Raw genomic sequence first — 18,350 nt, 5'->3', positions numbered from 1 at the left:
GCCCCTCCCTCGGCTCCCGGCGCGGCCGCGGCCGCCGACGACCCCGCCCATCCGCACCACATCAGCACCGAGGCCCGCCGGGTCCACCTCTCCAACCAGCAGCGCCGCACCGACGCCACCGCGGTCGGCAACCTGCTGCTCTATGTGCCGAACTTCCTGTGCAGCCTGTGTGTCGTCGGCCTGGTCTCCGCGCTCTTCGGCGATCTCGCGTTCGTGGTGATCCTGCTCTGGATCGCCAGTGGCGCACTCGTCTTCCACCGCCCGACGGAAAGCGCCCTCGCACGCCGTCTGCTTCATCTGCGCCACCCCACTCCACAAGAACGAGCCAAAATCGAACCGGTCTGGCGGGAGGTCACGGCCCGCGCCGGTGTCGAGGGGCGCAACTACGAGCTGTGGGTCGAGGACAGCGACGGCCTCAACGCGGTCGCCGCGGCCGGCCACATCGTCGGCGTCACCCGCTTCGCCATGAACGAGCTCCCCAACGGCGAACTCGCCGCCGTCATGGCCCACGAGCTGGGTCACCACGTCGGCGGTCACGCCTGGTCCGGCCTGCTCGGCTACTGGTACGCGCTGCCGGGCCGGCTCGCCTGGCGCTTCCTGAAGGCGTTCTCCACCTTCGTCTTCCGGGTGTCGAAGGCCTTCGGCTGCTTCGGCGTCGTCTTCGTGGTGCTGTTCATCGGCGGTATCGCGATGGCCACGATCAGCACGCTGTACGGGCTGCCGCTGCTGATCCTGGGCGTGCCGTACGCGCTCGCCGCCGTCGGCCGCCGCGCCGAACTGCGGGCCGACGAGCACGCCGCCGCGCTCGGCTTCGCCCCGATGCTGGCCGCCGTACTGGGCAAGCTGCACCAGCAGGAACAGCAGGCCGAGGCCCAGGCCACCGCCCAGAACGGCGGTGTTCCCGTCGAGGAGAGCGCGCTGAGCAAGCTGCTCTCCTCCCACCCGGACTACTACACCCGGCTGCACCACCTCCAGCCGTACCTCCAGCCGCAGCAGCCGCGCTGAGCCGCACCGGGACCCGGTGCGGAAACGCCGAAGGGCGGCCACCCCGTGGGGTGACCGCCCTTCAGTGCTTCAGACGACCTGCGCCTTACTGGTTGTACGGACCGTAGTCGTAGTCCTCCAGCGGAACGGCCTGGCCGGAGCCGGTGCCGAACGGCGAGTAGTCGATGTCGTCGTAGCCGACGGCCGAGTACATCGCGGCCTTGGCCTCCTCGGTCGGCTCGACCCGGATGTTGCGGTAGCGGGACAGACCCGTACCGGCCGGGATGAGCTTACCGATGATGACGTTCTCCTTGAGGCCGATGAGGCTGTCGGACTTGGCGTTGATCGCCGCGTCCGTCAGAACTCGGGTCGTCTCCTGGAAGGAGGCGGCCGACAGCCAGGACTCCGTCGCCAGCGAGGCCTTGGTGATACCCATGAGCTGCGGACGACCCGAAGCCGGGTGACCACCCTCCTGGACCACACGACGGTTCTCGGTCTCGAACTTCGAGCGCTCGACCAGCTCGCCGGGCAGCAGCTCGGCGTCGCCGGACTCGATGATCGTCACACGGCGCAGCATCTGCCGGATGATGATCTCGATGTGCTTGTCGTGGATCGACACACCCTGCGAGTTGTAGACCTTCTGGACCTCGCCGACCAGGTGGACCTGGACGGCACGCTGGCCCAGGATGCGCAGCACGTCGTGCGGGTTGGTGGCACCCACGGTGAGCTTCTGGCCCACCTCGACGTGCTCACCCTCGCTGACCAGGAGTCGGGCGCGCTTCGAGATCGGGAACGCCGTCTCGTCGCTGCCGTCGTCCGGCGTGATGACGATCTTCTTGGTCTTCTCGGTCTCCTCGATCCGCACGCGGCCCATGGCCTCGGAGATCGGGGCGACACCCTTCGGGGTACGGGCCTCGAAGAGCTCGACGACACGCGGCAGACCCTGGGTGATGTCGTCACCGGCCACACCACCGGTGTGGAAGGTACGCATCGTCAGCTGGGTGCCGGGCTCACCGATGGACTGGGCGGCGATGATGCCGACCGCCTCACCGATGTCGACCAGCTTGCCGGTGGCCAGCGAGCGGCCGTAGCACATCGCGCAGGTGCCGACGGCGGACTCACAGGTCAGGACCGAGCGGGTCTTGACCGTCTCGATGCCCGCGGCGACCAGCTGGTCGATGAGGACGTCACCGAGGTCGACGCCCGCCGGGGCGAGCACCTTGCCGTCGACGACGATGTCCTCGGCGAGGCAGCGCGCGTACACGCTGGTCTCGGCGTTGTCCGCCTTGCGCAGGACGCCGTCGGCGCCACGCTCGGCGAAGGCCAGCTTGAGGCCGCGCTCGGTGCCGCAGTCCTCCTCGCGGATGATGACGTCCTGCGAGACGTCCACCAGACGACGGGTCAGGTAACCCGAGTCGGCGGTACGCAGGGCGGTGTCCGCCAGACCCTTACGGGCACCGTGCGTGGAGATGAAGTACTCCAGCACGGACAGGCCCTCACGGAAGGACGCCTTGATCGGACGCGGGATGGTCTCGTTCTTGGCGTTCGACACCAGACCACGCATACCGGCGATCTGCCGCATCTGCATCATGTTTCCTCGGGCACCCGAGTCAACCATCATGAAGATGGGGTTCGTCTTGGGGAAGTTCGCGTTCATCGCCTCGGCGACCTCGTTGGTCGCCTTGGTCCAGATCGCGATGAGCTCCTGAGTGCGCTCTTCCTTGGTGATCAGACCGCGCTCGTACTGCTTCTGGACCTTCTCGTCCTGCGCCTCGTAGCCCGCGACGATGGCCTTCTTGGCCTCGGGGACGACGACGTCGGAGATGGCCACGGTGACACCGGAGCGGGTGCCCCAGTAGAAGCCGGCCGACTTCAGGTTGTCGAGCGTCGCCGCCACGATGACCTTGGGGTAGCGCTCCGCCAGGTCGTTGACGATCTCGCCGAGCTGCTTCTTGCCCACCGAGTAGTCGACGAACGGGTAGTCCTCGGGCAGCAGCTCGTTGAAGAGCGCGCGGCCCAGGGTCGTCCGCAGGCGGAAGGTGTCACCCTGCTGCCACTCCGGCTCGCCCTCCTCCTGCGCCGGCGGGGTCCAGCCGCGCGGCGGGATGGTGCCCACCGGGAAGCGGATGTCGATCGCCGACTGGAGCGCGAGCTCGCCGGCGTCGAACGCCATGATCGCCTCGGCCGTGGAGCCGAACGCGCGACCCTCGCCCTTGGTGTCGCGCAGCTCACCGTCGGTCGTCAGGAAGAACAGACCGAGGACCATGTCCTGGGTCGGCATCGTCACCGGACGGCCGTCGGCGGGCTTGAGGATGTTGTTCGAGGACAGCATCAGGATGCGGGCCTCGGCCTGCGCCTCCGCGGACAGCGGCAGGTGCACGGCCATCTGGTCACCGTCGAAGTCCGCGTTGAACGCGGTGCAGACGAGCGGGTGGATCTGGATGGCCTTGCCCTCGACCAGCTGCGGCTCGAAGGCCTGGATGCCGAGGCGGTGCAGGGTGGGCGCACGGTTCAGCAGAACCGGGTGCTCGGCGATGACCTCTTCGAGGACGTCGTACACGACCGTGCGGCCGCGCTCGACCATCCGCTTGGCGCTCTTGATGTTCTGCGCGTGGTTCAGGTCGACCAGGCGCTTCATCACGAACGGCTTGAAGAGCTCCAGCGCCATGGCCTTGGGCAGACCGCACTGGTGCAGCTTCAGCTGCGGACCGACGACGATCACGGAACGCGCGGAGTAGTCCACACGCTTGCCGAGCAGGTTCTGACGGAATCGACCCTGCTTGCCCTTCAGCATGTCGCTGAGGGACTTCAGCGGACGGTTGCCGGGGCCCGTGACCGGGCGACCACGACGGCCGTTGTCGAACAGCGCGTCGACGGCCTCCTGGAGCATGCGCTTCTCGTTGTTCACGATGATCTCGGGCGCGCCGAGGTCGAGAAGCCGCTTCAGGCGGTTGTTGCGGTTGATCACACGGCGGTACAGGTCGTTGAGGTCGGAGGTCGCGAAGCGGCCACCGTCCAGCTGCACCATCGGGCGAAGGTCCGGCGGGATGACCGGCACGCAGTCCAGCACCATGCCCTTGGGGCTGTTGCTGGTCTGGAGGAACGCGGAGACGACCTTCAGGCGCTTGAGCGCACGGGTCTTCTTCTGGCCCTTGCCGGTGCGGATGATCTCGCGGAGCTTCTCGGCCTCCTCGTCGAGGTCGAAGGACTCCAGGCGCTTCTGAAGCGCCGCGGCACCCATCGAACCGTCGAAGTACGTGCCGAAGCGGTCGCGCAGCTCGCGGTAGAGGAGCTCGTCGCCCTCCAGGTCCTGGACCTTGAGGTTCTTGAACCGGGTCCACACCTCGTCGAGGCGGTCGATCTCGCGCTGCGAACGGTCGCGCAGCTGCTTCATCTCACGCTCGGCGCCCTCGCGCACCTTGCGGCGCACGTCGGCCTTGGCACCCTCGGCCTCGAGCTCGGCCAGGTCGGTCTCGAGCTTCTTGGCGCGGGCCTCGAGGTCGGCGTCGCGACGGTTCTCGATCTGCTGACGCTCGACGGAGACGTGGGCCTCCAGCGAGGGCAGGTCGCGGGTGCGGCGCTCCTCGTCCACGAACGTGATCATGTACGCGGCGAAGTAGATGACCTTCTCGAGGTCCTTCGGCGCCAGGTCCAGCAGGTAGCCCAGGCGCGACGGGACGCCCTTGAAGTACCAGATGTGGGTGACGGGAGCGGCCAGTTCGATGTGGCCCATCCGCTCACGGCGCACCTTGGCGCGAGTGACCTCGACGCCACAGCGCTCACAGATGATGCCCTTGAAGCGGACGCGCTTGTACTTGCCGCAGTAGCACTCCCAGTCCCGGGTCGGACCGAAGATCTTCTCGCAGAAGAGTCCGTCCTTTTCGGGCTTCAGGGTGCGGTAGTTGATGGTCTCGGGCTTCTTGACCTCGCCGTGGCTCCACTGACGGATGTCGTCAGCGGTGGCCAGACCGATCCGGAGCTCGTCGAAGAAGTTGACGTCGAGCACTATGCGTCAATCCCTCTCAGGGTTGTAAGTCATGGGGTCTGATACGGGGGTCCTGGGGCCGGCCGGGCTCATGGTGAGCCCGGCCGAACTCCCGTCAGACCTCTTCGACGCTGCTCGGCTCGCGCCGGGACAGGTCGATGCCAAGCTCCTCCGCCGCGCGGAAGACGTCCTCGTCGGTGTCGCGCATCTCGATGGACATGCCGTCCGAGGACAGCACCTCCACGTTGAGGCACAGGGACTGCATCTCCTTGATGAGCACCTTGAAGGACTCGGGGATGCCGGGCTCGGGGATGTTCTCGCCCTTGACGATGGCCTCGTAGACCTTCACGCGGCCGGTGACGTCGTCGGACTTGATGGTCAGCAGCTCCTGGAGGGCGTACGCGGCGCCGTAAGCCTCCAGCGCCCACACCTCCATCTCACCGAAGCGCTGGCCACCGAACTGGGCCTTACCACCCAGCGGCTGCTGGGTGATCATCGAGTACGGACCGGTCGACCGGGCGTGCAGCTTGTCGTCGACCAGGTGGTGCAGCTTCAGGATGTACATGTACCCGACCGAGATCGGGTCCGGGAACGGCTCGCCGGAGCGGCCGTCGAACAGCCGTGCCTTACCGGTCGGGAGCACCATGCGCTCGCCGTCGCGGTTCGGGATGGTGTGCTGGAGCAGACCCGCGAGCTCGTCCTCACGCGCACCGTCGAAGACCGGGGTGGCGACGTTGGTGCCCGGGGCGACCTGGTCGGCACCGATGACCTGAAGACGCTGGGCCCACTCCTCGGCGAGACCGGAGACGTCCCAGCCGCGGCTGGCGAGCCAGCCGAGGTGGATCTCCAGCACCTGTCCCGGGTTCATTCGGGACGGGACGCCGAGCGGGTTGAGGATGATGTCGACCGCGGTGCCGTCCTCCAGGAACGGCATGTCCTCGATCGGCAGGATCTTGGAGATGACACCCTTGTTGCCGTGACGGCCGGCCAGCTTGTCACCGTCGGTGATCTTGCGCTTCTGCGCGACGTAGACGCGGACCAGCTGGTTCACGCCCGGCGGCAGCTCGTCGCCCTCTTCGCGGTCGAAGACGCGGACGCCGATGACCTTGCCGATCTCGCCGTGCGGGACCTTCAGCGAGGTGTCACGGACCTCACGGGCCTTCTCACCGAAGATCGCGCGCAGCAGGCGCTCCTCCGGCGTCAGCTCGGTCTCACCCTTGGGCGTGACCTTGCCGACGAGGATGTCGCCGGCGACGACCTCGGCACCGATCCGGATGATGCCGCGCTCGTCGAGGTCGGCGAGGACCTCCTCGGAGACGTTCGGGATGTCCCGGGTGATCTCCTCGGGGCCGAGCTTGGTGTCACGGGCGTCGACCTCGTGCTCCTCGATGTGGATCGAGGAGAGGACGTCGTCCTGCACGAGGCGCTGCGACAGGATGATCGCGTCCTCGTAGTTGTGACCCTCCCACGGCATGAACGCCACGAGCAGGTTCTTGCCCAGGGCCATCTCGCCGTTCTCGGTGGCCGGACCGTCGGCGAGGACCTGGCCCTCGATGATCCGGTCGCCCTCGTTGACGATGACCTTCTGGTTGACCGAGGTGCCCTGGTTGGAGCGGGCGAACTTGGCCAGGCGGTACGTGATGTACGTGCCGTCGTCGTTGGCGGTGGTGATGTAGTCCGCGGAGACCTCCTGGACGACACCCGCCTTCTCGGCCTTGACCACGTCGCCGGCGTCGACGGCGGAGCGGTACTCCATGCCGGTGCCGACGAGCGGAGCCTCGGACTTGATCAGCGGCACGGCCTGGCGCATCATGTTCGCGCCCATGAGGGCACGGTTGGCGTCGTCGTGCTCGAGGAACGGGATCATGGCGGTCGCGACCGACACCATCTGGCGCGGCGAGACGTCCATGTAGTCGACGTCGTCACCGGGGACGTAGTCGACCTCGCCGCCACGGCGGCGGACCAGGACGCGGTTCTCGGTGAATCGCAGGTCGTCGTCGAGCGTGGCGTTGGCCTGCGCGATGACGAAGCGGTCCTCCTCGTCGGCCGTCAGGTAGTCGACCTCGTCGGTGACGACACCGTCGACGACCTTGCGGTACGGCGTCTCCACGAAGCCGAACGCGTTGACGCGGCCGTAGGAGGCGAGCGAGCCGATCAGACCGATGTTCGGGCCTTCGGGGGTCTCGATCGGGCACATGCGGCCGTAGTGCGAGGGGTGCACGTCACGGACCTCGAAGCCGGCCCGCTCACGGGAGAGACCACCCGGGCCAAGAGCCGACAGACGGCGCTTGTGGGTGAGACCCGACAGCGGGTTGTTCTGGTCCATGAACTGCGACAGCTGGCTGGTGCCGAAGAACTCCTTGATGGAGGCGACGACCGGCCGGATGTTGATCAGGGTCTGCGGCGTGATCGCCTCGACGTCCTGGGTCGTCATGCGCTCGCGCACGACGCGCTCCATACGCGCCAGACCCGTACGGACCTGGTTCTGGATGAGCTCGCCGACGCTGCGCAGACGACGGTTGCCGAAGTGGTCGATGTCGTCGGTCTCGACGACGATCGACTGGCCGCTGTCGGCGACCGTCTCGGTCTCGCCCGCGTGCAGCTTCACCAGGTACTTGATCGTCGAGATGACGTCCTCGACGGTCAGGACGCCCGCGTCGAGCGGAGCCTCCGCACCCAGCTTCTTGTTGACCTTGTAGCGGCCGACCTTGGCCAGGTCGTAGCGCTTCGGGTTGAAGTACAGGTTCTCAAGAAGCGTCTGCGCGGCCTCACGCGTGGGGGGCTCGCCCGGACGCAGCTTGCGGTAGATGTCGAGCAGCGCGTCGTCCTGGCCCTGGGTGTGGTCCTTCTCCAGGGTGGCGCGCATCGACTCGTACTCGCCGAACTCCTCGAGGATCTGCTCGGTGGTCCAGCCGAGCGCCTTCAGGAGGACGGTGACGGACTGCTTGCGCTTGCGGTCGATACGCACACCGACCATGTCGCGCTTGTCGATCTCCATCTCCAGCCAGGCACCCCGGGACGGGATGATCTTGGCGGAGAAGATGTCCTTGTCGGACGTCTTGTCGATGGAGGAGTCGAAGTAGACACCCGGCGAACGGACCAGCTGCGACACCACGACACGCTCGGTGCCGTTGATGACGAAGGTGCCCTTGTTGGTCATGAGCGGGAAGTCGCCCATGAAGACCGTCTGGGACTTGATCTCGCCGGTCTCGTTGTTGGTGAACTCAGCCGTGACGAAGAGCGGGGCCGCGTACGTGAAGTCACGGTCCTTGCACTCGTCGATGCTGTTCTTCGGCGGTTCGAAACGGTGGTCGCGGAAGGTCAGGGACATCGACCCGGAGAAGTCCTCGATCGGGGAGATCTCCTCGAAGATCTCCTCCAGACCGGACTTGGTGGGGACGTCCTGACCGCTCTCCAGAGCCTCCTCGACCCGACTCTGCCAAGCGGTGTTGCCGAGCAGCCAGTCGAAGCTCTCGGTCTGCAGCGCGAGCAGGTTGGGAACCTCGAGAGGCTCCTTGATCTTTGCAAAGGAGATGCGCAGCGGGGCGGTGCTGGCAGCGTTGTTCGTATTCGCGGTCGAGGCAGTGCGCGAGGCGGCCAAGAGGGGGTCCTTCCGAGGGCTCGGACTCACTACGCGCGTACCGGTCCCTCGCTCACGCATCAGGACAGGAGGTTCCAGCTCCGGCCAAAAGGCCAGGTCAGGGAGTTCCGGTCAGTGATGCTCGAGTGAAGGCATGCCCCTGGTGACGGGCAGGGGACAGCTAACAGGCAGCGCAAAGGGACAGTGTAGCCACTTGGCACACTGATGTCCAGTGCGGGTTTTTCGAGACCCTCGTTGTTCTCGCCACCTGCGCAAGCCCACGCCCTCAATGCACGTTGATACTGCCCTCCACGCCGTCGATCCATGCCTCGGATTCGGATCGTTGTGACGACGCGTCCTGAGAATTGCGCGCTGCGTGCGGTTCGTCAAGGCCCCCTGGCCCGAACCGGCTGCCGCGCTCGTCACTTGCCGCCTGCCACCGGGGGTTTCGCAGGCACGATGAAGATCACCATACTCGCCGGACCCACCGGTGCAAGGAGGCCGCCACCCGGCCCCTCGAACGCCGAAGAGCGACCACCCAGATGGATGATCGCTCTTCGGTGCGTTCGCGTTACAGCCCCAGAAGGGCGTAATCAGCGTGCAGACGAGGTCCAGGGGACCTCGGGGTGTTACTTGACCTCGACGGAGGCGCCGGCGCCCTTGAGGGACTCGGCGGCCTTCTCGGCGGCGTCCTTGGCGACCTTCTCGAGGACGGGCTTCGGGGCGCCGTCCACGAGGTCCTTGGCCTCCTTCAGACCCAGGGAGGTCAGCTCACGCACGACCTTGATGACCTGGATCTTCTTGTCGCCCGCACCGGTGAGGATGACGTCGAACTCGTCCTTCTCCTCCTCGGCCTCAACGGCGGCGGCGGGGCCGGCCGGGGCAGCGGCGACCGCGGCAGCGGCGGTGACGTCGAACTTCTCCTCGAACGCCTTCACGAACTCGGAGAGCTGGATGAGGGTCATGCCCTCGAACTCGGCGAGCAGTTCGTCCTGGGTGAGAGCCATGATGGCTTTCCTTCCACTAAATCGGCTGGTGCCGGATGTACATGTAAGGCGGGCGTACGTTCGGCCCGCTACGACCTCCGCCCTGGGCGGGGAGCCTCAGGCGGCGGTCATTTCGCGAGCCGAGTTACTCGGCACCGCCCTGCTCGTCGACCTTGGCACGGAGCGCGTCCACGGTGCGGACGAGCTTCGAGGGAAGCGCCTGGAAGAGCTGTGCAGCCTGCGTCTGCTTGCCCTTCAGGGCGCCCGCCAGCTTGGCGAGCAGAACCTCGCGGGACTCGAGGTCCGCAAGCTTCTTGATCTCGTCGGCGGACAGCGCCTTGCCGTCAAGGACACCGCCCTTGATGACGAGGTTCGGGTTGTCCTTGGCGAAGTCACGAAGACCCTTCGCCGACGTCACCGGGTCACCGGTGATGAAGGCGACCGCCGTCGGACCGTTGAACAGGTCGTCGAGCGTGTCGATCCCGGCCTCGTTGGCCGCAATCTTGGTCAGCGTGTTCTTCACCACGGCGTACTGGGCGTCTTCACCGAGCGAACGGCGCAGCGTCTTGAGCTGCGCCACGGTGAGACCCCGGTACTCGGTCAGCACAGCAGCGTTCGAGCTGCGGAACTGGTCCGCGAGCTCGGCTACCGCGGCAGCCTTGTCGGGCCTTGCCATGAGCGTGGCCTCCTTCCGGGTGATGAGGACCGCTCAGAAGGGGCTGAACAAACGAAACGCCCCGGCGCAGGCGCACGGGGCGTAGCTCGACCGGGCGTACATGGCGCGAACCATGAACTCCGGGAGCATTTCCACGGTCACCTGCGCGGGTCGTCCACTGTCAGCGGATCCTTCGGCCACCGCGCCCTCTCGCGAGCACACGGCAACGACCAGCGGTCTTTGGCTTCGGCAAGAGAGTACGTGAGCGGGCGACCGTCAGGCAAATCCGCCCGTACGGGGCTCCTCCACGGCCCCGACCGCAGGGTCAGGGGGTGCTGCTCTGCTGCTTGACCAGGTCCTCGAAGTCCCGGGTGTCCGCGGCCGGCGGGCGGCGCACCGAGAGCCGTACGCCGTAGTCGCGGTAGTGGGCGGTCTGGGTCATCAGGCCCGTCGACATCCGCGCCTCCTCCACCTTCTTCACCAGCAGGTCGCGGTCGTCGACCCAGATGTCCAGGGTCTCGCCGGTGACCCCGGCCGCGGTGAGCTGCTCGCGCAGGGCGCGGTCGGTGAGAGCGGCCACCTCCACCGTGCCCGAGTAGTGCCGGGTGCGTACGCCGTCCACCGTCTCCTCCCCGGCCGCGCGGACGTTCCCGGAGGCCAGCAGGAGCCTGACCGGAGGGATGGGGGCGGTGTTGCGGAGCTGGTCCTTCAGATACCGGCCCGAGTCGCCGGGCAGGGCGTCCAGGTCCTCGTAGTCGTATCTGATCCAGTGCCGGCCGCCCATCTGCCGCGCGAAGCGGGTGCCGACCTGCGCGTAGTACGCGTCGGGCAGCAGCCTGGCCTCCATCGTGGTGGTGCCCAGCCTGCGCATGGTCGTGGCCAGTTCGCCGCCGGTGTACGTGATGCGCAGGGTGCCGGTGGAGTCGCCGGCCCAGTCCAGGGTGCCCTCGGTCCGGGTGGAGAGCATGGCGCCCATGACCGTGGCCGAGGTGATCCGCGCGGAGCCGGCCCGGACGGTGGCCGTCTCCACGGCGCGCAGCGCGGCCGCCGTACGGGCGTCGGGGCGGTGCGGGGCGTCGTCGGACTGCGTGGGCCCCGCGTCGCCGGCCCGGTCGGCGGTGCAGCCGGCGAGGGCGGCCAGCGCGGCCGTGAGGAGCCATGGGAGGACACCGCGCCCGACGACGAGTCTGTCCCTCATCCGTACCCCCTCGTGACCCCCGTGATCTTCACGCTAACCCGGCGCCGCGGAAAGGGCACGGGTGCGCGCGGAAACAGGGACGGGCCCCGCACCTGGAAGAGGTGCGGGGCCCGTGACCGACTGGGGTGAGCCTCAGGCTCAGACCGCCGCCGGGTCCTCCTCGACGAGGAGGTTGCGGGTGCGGTTCGGGTCGACCGGGATGCCGGGGCCGATCGTGGTGCTGATCGCGGCCTTCTTGACGTAACGACCCTTGGCGGCCGACGGCTTCAGACGAAGGATCTCGTCCAGCGCGGCACCGTAGTTCTCCACCAGCTTGGTGTCGTCGAAGGACACCTTGCCGATGATGAAGTGCAGGTTCGAGTGCTTGTCGACGCGGAACTCGATCTTGCCGCCCTTGATGTCGTTGACAGCCTTGACGACGTCCGGGGTGACGGTGCCGGTCTTGGGGTTCGGCATGAGACCACGGGGGCCGAGGACGCGGCCGAGGCGGCCGACCTTGCCCATGAGGTCGGGGGTGGCGACGACGGCGTCGAAGTCCAGACGGCCCTTCGCAACCTCGTCGATCAGTTCGTCGGAGCCGACGATGTCGGCGCCCGCAGCCTCTGCGGCCGCAGCACGGTCACCGGTCGCGAAGACCAGGACCCGGGCGGTCTTGCCGGTGCCGTGCGGCAGGTTCACGGTGCCACGGACCATCTGGTCGGCCTTGCGCGGGTCGACACCCAGGCGGAAGGCGACCTCGACGGTGCCGTCGAACTTGCTGGTGGAGGTCTCCTTGGCGAGACGGACGGCCTCGAGCGGGGCGTAGAGCTTGTCCCGGTCGATCTTGGCGTCCGCAGCGCGGAGAGACTTGCTGCGCTTGCTCACTACTGCTCCTGTGTGTTCTTGAGGAGTCGTGGTACGGGCCGAGCAGGCCCCGCCACGGTTCTACGAAGGTGCTACGGGGCTGGGGTTCAGCCTTCGACCGTGATGCCCATGGAACGGGCGGTGCCGGCGATGATCTTCGCGGCGGCGTCCAGGTCGTTGGCGTTGAGGTCGGGCATCTTGGTCGTGGCGATCTCGCGGACCTGCGCCTCGGTGATCTTGGCGACCTTGGTCTTGTGCGGCTCGCCGGAGCCCTTCTCGACACCCGCGGCCTTGAGGATCATCTTCGCGGCCGGCGGAGTCTTGGTCACGAAGGTGAAGGAACGGTCCTCGTAGACCGTGATCTCCACCGGGATGACCCAGCCACGCTGCGACTCGGTCGCGGCGTTGTAGGCCTTGCAGAACTCCATGATGTTGACGCCGTGCTGACCGAGCGCGGGGCCGACCGGCGGAGCCGGGTTCGCCGCGCCGGCGTTGATCTGGAGCTTGATAAGCCCCGTGACCTTCTTCTTCTTGGGAGGCATGTGCTCTCTCCGGGTCCTAGTGAGAGTTTTCAGCCTCCGTCCGCTTAATCCGGATGGAGGCATACCGCACTACGGTAGCCGATGGCCACCCGGCACAAGAAATCGAGCTGGTCAGGCGGGCTCTGCGGGGGTACGACGCCGCACCACGAGCACCGCCCTCGCCAGCCCCACGACCAGGAAGATCCCGCCGAACATCCCGATGACCGAGACCACTTGGCCGACCTGGCCCAGCCCCTGGTCCTCCACGGCCGTCGTCGGGTCCGAGGGCAGGTACCGGACGACGATGGACCGGCCGTCCCGGACCTCGTGGTGATGCACCTTGGTGTAGGTCAGCGGCGGCAGCTCCGCCTCCACCTTCCGCCCGTCGACCTCGATCTCGGCCCAGCAGCGGTGCCGCCAGCAGTTCTCCGCGCCGTCGTCATGGAAGACCCCGACCGCGCGGACACCGTCCTTCTGGATGGACGTGATCCGCGCCCACTGCGTCCATCCCACCCAGGCCGCGCAGGCGAGCAGCGCGGCGCCCAGCAGCAGGAACACACCGGCCACGAGAAAGGGCCGAGGGCGCCCGGACCGCGCGGGCTGTCCCGCACGGTCCGAGGCGCCCTCGGCCGCTATGTCACTCGTCAAAACCGGATCCCCCGATCCCGGTCGGTGTTCCTCGAGGACGGTTCAGTTCTTCTGGATCTGGTCGAAGGAGAGCTCGACCGGCGTCTCGCGGCCGAAGATCTCCACCAGGCCCTTGACCTTCTTGGAGTCGGGGTTGATCTCGTTGATGGTCGCCTGGAGCGTGGCGAACGGGCCGTCGGTGACGGTGACCGAGTCGCCGACCTCGAAGTCCAGGACCTGGACCTCGACCTTGCGCTGCGGCGCCGGCTTGCCCTCGGCCTCGGCGGCCTCGCGGGCCGCCTTCTCCTCCGCCTCCGGGGCGAGCATCTTGACGATCTCGTCCAGGGTCAGCGGGTACGGGTCGTAGGCGTTGCCCACGAAGCCGGTGACGCCGGGGGTGTTGCGGACGACGCCCCAGGACTCGTTCGTCAGGTCCATGCGCACCAGCACGTAGCCGGGGAGCTTGTTCTGGCGGATGGTCTTGCGGTCGCCGTTCTTGATCTGGACGACCTCTTCCTGCGGCACCTCGGCCTGGAAGATGTAGTCCTCGACGTTCAGCGAGACGGCGCGCTGCTCCAGGTTGGTCTTCACGCGGTTCTCGTAGCCGGCGTAGGTGTGGATCACGTACCACTCGCCGGGCAGGGAGCGCAGCTCCTGACGGAGGGCCTCGACGGGGTCGACGGGCTCGGCCTCCTCCTCGGCGGCCTCGTCCTCGACGGCCTCCTCGGAGTCGTCCTCGTCGGACTCGTCTTCCTCGGACTCGTCCTCGGCGGTCTCGTCCTCGTCCAGGGCGTGCAGCGCGGCTTCCTCGGCCGGCTCGTCCGTCTCGGCTTCCGCAGCCTCGAACTCGTCCTGTTCGTCCGCGCCCTCGACGATGTCGAGCTCGTCGTCCACGGACTCGTCCGGCTCGATGGCGTCGTCGTTCAGGTTGGCGTCAGGCACTGTGGCTGCTTCTTCCTGGATACATAGGGGTGGAACGCGCGAAAGGGACGCCGGTAACCGCGGCGCCCTTCGCTGGTCGGCTCAGCCGAAGACGTACTTGGCTCCATGGCTGAGCCCATAGTCAATCACGGTGACCAGAGCGATCATGATCGCAACGAAGAAGATCACCACGGTGGTGTACGACGTCAGCTGGTTGCGTGTCGGCCAGACGACCTTGCGCAGCTCGGCGACGATCTGCCGATAGAAGAGGGCGAGTCGCTTCAGCGGGCCCTTCTTGGCCCGCTTGCCGCCCTTGCGGGGCTTCTTCTTCGACTCCAGCGCCTCGTCCTGGGCATCAGGCATGTCGATGGAGCCCACGGCGTCCGCCATTCGTCCTCACCTGATTCCGGGTCGTGGCCGTGCCGCGCCCGGTCTGAGCCGCACGGCGGTGCATTTCTGTACGTACATGCGCACACATCACTTGGCGAATGGTGTGTGTAGCAGGGCCGGAGGGACTTGAACCCCCAACCGCCGGTTTTGGAGACCGGTGCTCTACCAATTGAGCTACGACCCTTTGTGTGTCCCCAACGTACCGCATCCGGACGGGTGCTCGGTGTGCACCCGATGAGTGCGGGCCGCTGAAGGCCAACGAGGTGAGAGTGTACGTGGTCCGGGGCCGGTCGTCGAACAGAAAGTGCCCGTTGGGGCGCCGTGGACGGAAGATCACCGGAGAGCTGACGGAAGATCACCCAGGCCACCGCGGGATTCCGGACTGATGTTCAGGAGTGCGCCCGGTCCTGTTCAGTCTGTGAAACCAGCGTGCCGGGGGCGTTTCCGGTCTGAAACGATGGGGTCCATGAGCGCTGCAACCCCTCCCACCGAGCGCCGGGTCTCCGCCCGCATCGGCGCGATCTCCGAGTCCGCCACCCTCGCCGTGGACGCCAAGGCCAAGGCCCTGAAGGCCGCCGGGCGTCCGGTGATCGGATTCGGCGCCGGCGAACCCGACTTCCCGACTCCCGGCTACATCGTCGAGGCGGCCGTCGAGGCCTGCAAGAACCCGAAGTACCACCGCTACACGCCCGCCGGCGGCCTGCCCGAGCTGAAGACCGCCATCGCCGCGAAGACGCTGCGCGACTCCGGCTACGAGGTCGACGCGTCCCAGATCCTGGTGACCAACGGCGGAAAGCAGGCGATCTACGAGGCGTTCGCCGCGATCCTCGACCCGGGCGACGAGGTCATCGTCCCGGCGCCGTACTGGACCACCTACCCGGAGTCGATCCGGCTGGCCGGCGGTGTCCCGGTCGACGTCGTCGCCGACGAAACGACCGGTTACCGGGTCTCGGTGGAGCAGCTGGAGGCGGCCCGCACCGAGAACACCAAGGTGCTGCTGTTCGTCTCCCCCTCCAACCCGACCGGCGCGGTCTACACCCGCGAGCAGATCGAGGAGATCGGCCGCTGGGCCGCCGAGAAGGGCCTGTGGGTCCTGACCGACGAGATCTACGAGCACCTCGTCTACGGCGACGCGGAGTTCCACTCCCTGCCGGTGGTCGTGCCCGAGCTGGCCGACAAGTGCATCGTGGTCAACGGTGTCGCCAAGACGTACGCCATGACGGGCTGGCGCGTGGGCTGGGTCATCGGCCCGAAGGACATCGTCAAGGCGGCCACCAACCTCCAGTCGCACGCCACCTCGAACGTCTCCAACGTGGCCCAGGTGGCCGCCCTGGCCGCCGTCTCCGGCGACCTGTCGGCCGTCGCCGAGATGCGCGAGGCCTTCGACCGGCGCCGCAAGACGATCGTGCGGATGCTGAACGAGATCGACGGCGTGCTCTGCCCCGAGCCCGAGGGCGCGTTCTACGCCTACCCGTCGGTGAAGGCCCTGCTGGGCAAGGAGATCCGCGGCAAGCGCCCGCAGGACAGCGTGGAGCTGGCCGCGCTGATCCTGGAGGAGGCGGAGGTCGCGGTCGTCCCGGGCGAGGCCTTCGGCACGCCGGGCTACCTGCGGCTGTCGTACGCGCTCGGCGACGAGGACCTCGTCGAGGGCGTCAGCCGGATCCAGAAGCTGCTGGCCGAGGCGCGGGACTGAGTTCCCGGGCCGACACACGACGCGCAGGGCACCCGGGACATGGTCCCCGGGTGCCCTGCGCGTTTGTGCGAGCAAGACCACGATCGGGGAAACCGCTACCGGGACGGCGGGAACGTACGGCAGGATCTTTGGATGGAGCGTGTACGTGATGTCTCTGAGCTGCCGAAAGCCCATCTGCATCTGCACTTCACCGGGTCGATGCGGCCCGGCACCGTGCTGGAGCTCGCCGATAAGTACGGGGTGCGGCTGCCCGAGACGCTGACCGAGGCGCTGACGAGCGGGGAGCCGCCGAGACTGCGGGCGACCGACGAGCGGGGCTGGTTCCGCTTCCAGCGCCTGTACGACGCGGCCCGCTCGTGCCTGCGGCGGCCGGAGGACATCCAGCGGCTGGTCCGGGAGGCGGCCGAGGAGGACGTGCGGGACGGCTCGGGCTGGCTGGAGATCCAGGTCGACCCGACCTCGTACGCACCGCGTCTGGGCGGGCTGATCCCGGCGCTGGAGATCATCCTGGACGCGGTGGACACCGCGTCGCGGGAGACCGGGCTCGGGATGCGGGTCCTGGTGGCCGCCAACCGGATGAAGCACCCGCTGGACGCCCGTACGCTGGCCCGGCTGGCGGTGCGCTACGCGGACCGGGGGATCGTCGGATTCGGCCTGTCGAACGACGAACGCCGGGGCATGGCCCGGGACTTCGACCGCGCGTTCGCCATCGCCCGCGAGGGCGGCCTGCTGGCGGCGCCGCACGGCGGCGAGCTGACCGGCCCGGCCTCGGTGCGCGACTGTCTGGACGACCTGGAGGCCACCCGCATCGGGCACGGGGTGCGCGCGGCGGAGGACCCGCGGCTGCTGAAGCGGCTCGCCGACCGCGGGGTGACCTGCGAGGTGTGCCCGGCCTCGAACGTGGCACTCGGCGTCTACGAGAAGCCGGAGGACGTCCCGCTGCGCACCCTGTTCGAGGCGGGCGTCCCGATGGCGCTGGGCGCCGACGACCCGTTGCTGTTCGGCTCCCGGCTGGCCGCCCAGTACGACATCGCCCGCCGTCACCACGCCTTCACGGACGCGGAGCTCGCGGAACTGGCCCGGCAGTCCGTACGGGGTTCGGCGGCGCCGCAGGACGTGAAGCAGCGGCTGCTGTCGGGGGTCGACGACTGGCTGACCGCCTGACGGGCCGACGGGCCGACGGGCCGACGGGCCGGGAACTGTGGGCCTGCGCGGTGTGAGGGCCTCAGGGCTTGAGGAGGGCTTGAAGCGGCCGGCCTCGGGCGGCCCCGATCGGCCTCAGGCCGTCCCGGCCCGCTCCGTCGAGGGGGCGATTCCGGCCAGGAGGGTGCGGGCCAGGCGCCGGGCGAAGTCGTCCAGCGGCGGACGGGCTCCGTCGGGCGTCGCGTCGTAGGCGAACGCGCGCTGGGCGCACGCGCCCAGCAGCAAGGACGCGGCGGTGCGGGTGTCGGCGTCGGGGCCGACCCGCCCGGCGTCCTGCTCGGCGCGGAGGTAGGCGTCCAGACCCTCGATCGGCCGGTGCGGTCCCGTGCCCATCTCCCGCATCGCCTGGTCGTGCCGCCTCTTGAGCTGGGTCTCCGCGTACAGGGAGGCCGCGATCGGGAAGCTCTGCTCGTAGAACAGGGCCGCCTGGCGGGCGATCTCGGTGAGGTTCTCCTCCAGACTGCGCCGGCCGGGGTCGGCGGTCAGGGCGCCCAGCAGCGGGGTCAGCCGGGGCAGCCGTTCCGCGAGCACACGGATGAACAGGTCCTCCTTGCTCGGGAAGTACTTGTACAGGGCCGCCTCGGAGCAGCCGGCCGCCCTGGCGATCTCCTTCGTCGTGGCGCGGGCCAGTCCGAGCGTGAGCATCAGTTCGTGCGCGGCGTCGAGAATCCGGACCCGGGCCGGTACGGCCTGTTTCTGCTGCATGGGACCCAAGGATTTCACGACGCGCCCTTCCCGGCCCCGGCCAGGTCTTGACTAGTGGG

14 protein-coding genes and 1 tRNA gene are annotated in these 18,350 nt (G+C 68.1%); 3 read left to right on the top strand and 12 right to left on the bottom strand.

All coding sequences use genetic code 11. From position 1 onward, the window contains the following. Positions 1–1,005 (top strand): M48 family metalloprotease (locus tag FNH09_RS16625; RefSeq protein ID WP_238426713.1); only part of this gene is annotated, 1,005 nt, incomplete at its 5' end. A gap of 85 nt (positions 1,006–1,090) precedes the next feature. Here FNH09_RS16625 and FNH09_RS16620 read toward each other — a convergent pair. From FNH09_RS16620 to FNH09_RS16565, 11 genes are all read right to left on the bottom strand, one after another. Further along, positions 1,091–4,990 (bottom strand): DNA-directed RNA polymerase subunit beta', encoded by a 3,900-nt coding sequence (locus FNH09_RS16620; protein WP_162468683.1) that lies wholly within the window; start codon positions 4,988–4,990, stop codon positions 1,091–1,093. 94 nt (positions 4,991–5,084) lie between these two features. After that, positions 5,085–8,570, bottom strand: coding sequence for a DNA-directed RNA polymerase subunit beta (gene rpoB / locus FNH09_RS16615; RefSeq protein ID WP_152888566.1), 3,486 nt, complete (start codon positions 8,568–8,570; stop codon positions 5,085–5,087). 608 nt (positions 8,571–9,178) lie between these two features. Beyond that, entirely contained in the window at positions 9,179–9,559 is a 381-nt protein-coding gene (rplL, locus tag FNH09_RS16605; protein WP_338017590.1) for a 50S ribosomal protein L7/L12, read from the bottom strand. A 121-nt stretch (positions 9,560–9,680) separates the two neighbouring features. Then, positions 9,681–10,211 (bottom strand): 50S ribosomal protein L10, encoded by a 531-nt coding sequence (gene rplJ, locus FNH09_RS16600; RefSeq protein WP_152888562.1) that lies wholly within the window; start codon positions 10,209–10,211, stop codon positions 9,681–9,683. Positions 10,212–10,515: 304 nt separating this feature from the next. After that, a complete protein-coding gene (locus tag FNH09_RS16595; protein WP_152888560.1) occupies positions 10,516–11,388 on the bottom strand; it encodes an SCO4651 family lipoprotein in 873 nt (290 codons plus the stop codon). Positions 11,389–11,526: 138 nt separating this feature from the next. Further along, entirely contained in the window at positions 11,527–12,252 is a 726-nt protein-coding gene (gene rplA / locus FNH09_RS16590; protein WP_162468682.1) for a 50S ribosomal protein L1, read from the bottom strand. Positions 12,253–12,338: 86 nt separating this feature from the next. Further along, positions 12,339–12,773 carry a 50S ribosomal protein L11 gene (gene rplK, locus FNH09_RS16585; RefSeq protein ID WP_037627044.1) on the bottom strand — a complete coding sequence of 145 codons (435 nt, stop codon included), beginning with the start codon at positions 12,771–12,773 and terminating at the stop codon, positions 12,339–12,341. A gap of 111 nt (positions 12,774–12,884) precedes the next feature. Continuing rightward, a complete protein-coding gene (locus FNH09_RS16580; RefSeq protein WP_152888558.1) occupies positions 12,885–13,400 on the bottom strand; it encodes a hypothetical protein in 516 nt (171 codons plus the stop codon). A gap of 42 nt (positions 13,401–13,442) precedes the next feature. Then, on the bottom strand, positions 13,443–14,321 hold the full coding sequence (gene nusG / locus FNH09_RS16575) for a transcription termination/antitermination protein NusG (RefSeq protein ID WP_162468681.1): 879 nt from the start codon (positions 14,319–14,321) through the stop codon (positions 13,443–13,445). An 81-nt stretch (positions 14,322–14,402) separates the two neighbouring features. Beyond that, positions 14,403–14,690, bottom strand: coding sequence for a preprotein translocase subunit SecE (gene secE, locus FNH09_RS16570; RefSeq protein WP_152888556.1), 288 nt, complete (start codon positions 14,688–14,690; stop codon positions 14,403–14,405). A gap of 111 nt (positions 14,691–14,801) precedes the next feature. Further along, a tRNA-Trp gene (locus tag FNH09_RS16565) sits at positions 14,802–14,874 on the bottom strand. A 282-nt stretch (positions 14,875–15,156) separates the two neighbouring features. On the opposite strand from FNH09_RS16565, the gene FNH09_RS16560 reads away from it, so the two are divergent. Both FNH09_RS16560 and FNH09_RS16555 read left to right on the top strand, forming a co-directional pair. Continuing rightward, positions 15,157–16,383 carry a pyridoxal phosphate-dependent aminotransferase gene (locus tag FNH09_RS16560; protein WP_152888554.1) on the top strand — a complete coding sequence of 409 codons (1,227 nt, stop codon included), beginning with the start codon at positions 15,157–15,159 and terminating at the stop codon, positions 16,381–16,383. A gap of 132 nt (positions 16,384–16,515) precedes the next feature. Further along, positions 16,516–17,547 carry an adenosine deaminase gene (locus tag FNH09_RS16555; protein WP_152888552.1) on the top strand — a complete coding sequence of 344 codons (1,032 nt, stop codon included), beginning with the start codon at positions 16,516–16,518 and terminating at the stop codon, positions 17,545–17,547. 114 nt (positions 17,548–17,661) lie between these two features. On the opposite strand, the gene FNH09_RS16550 is transcribed toward FNH09_RS16555, so the two are convergent. After that, positions 17,662–18,291, bottom strand: a complete 630-nt coding sequence (locus FNH09_RS16550; RefSeq protein WP_152888550.1) for a TetR/AcrR family transcriptional regulator — start codon at positions 18,289–18,291, stop codon at positions 17,662–17,664. Positions 18,292–18,350: the final 59 nt, after the last annotated feature.

It is taken from the genome of Streptomyces adustus (assembly GCF_009377175.1).
Lineage (GTDB): Bacteria > Actinomycetota > Actinomycetes > Streptomycetales > Streptomycetaceae > Streptomyces > Streptomyces adustus.
The sequence above is the reverse complement of the archived record's forward strand: the minus strand, read 5'-3'. Positions and strand labels throughout refer to the sequence as shown.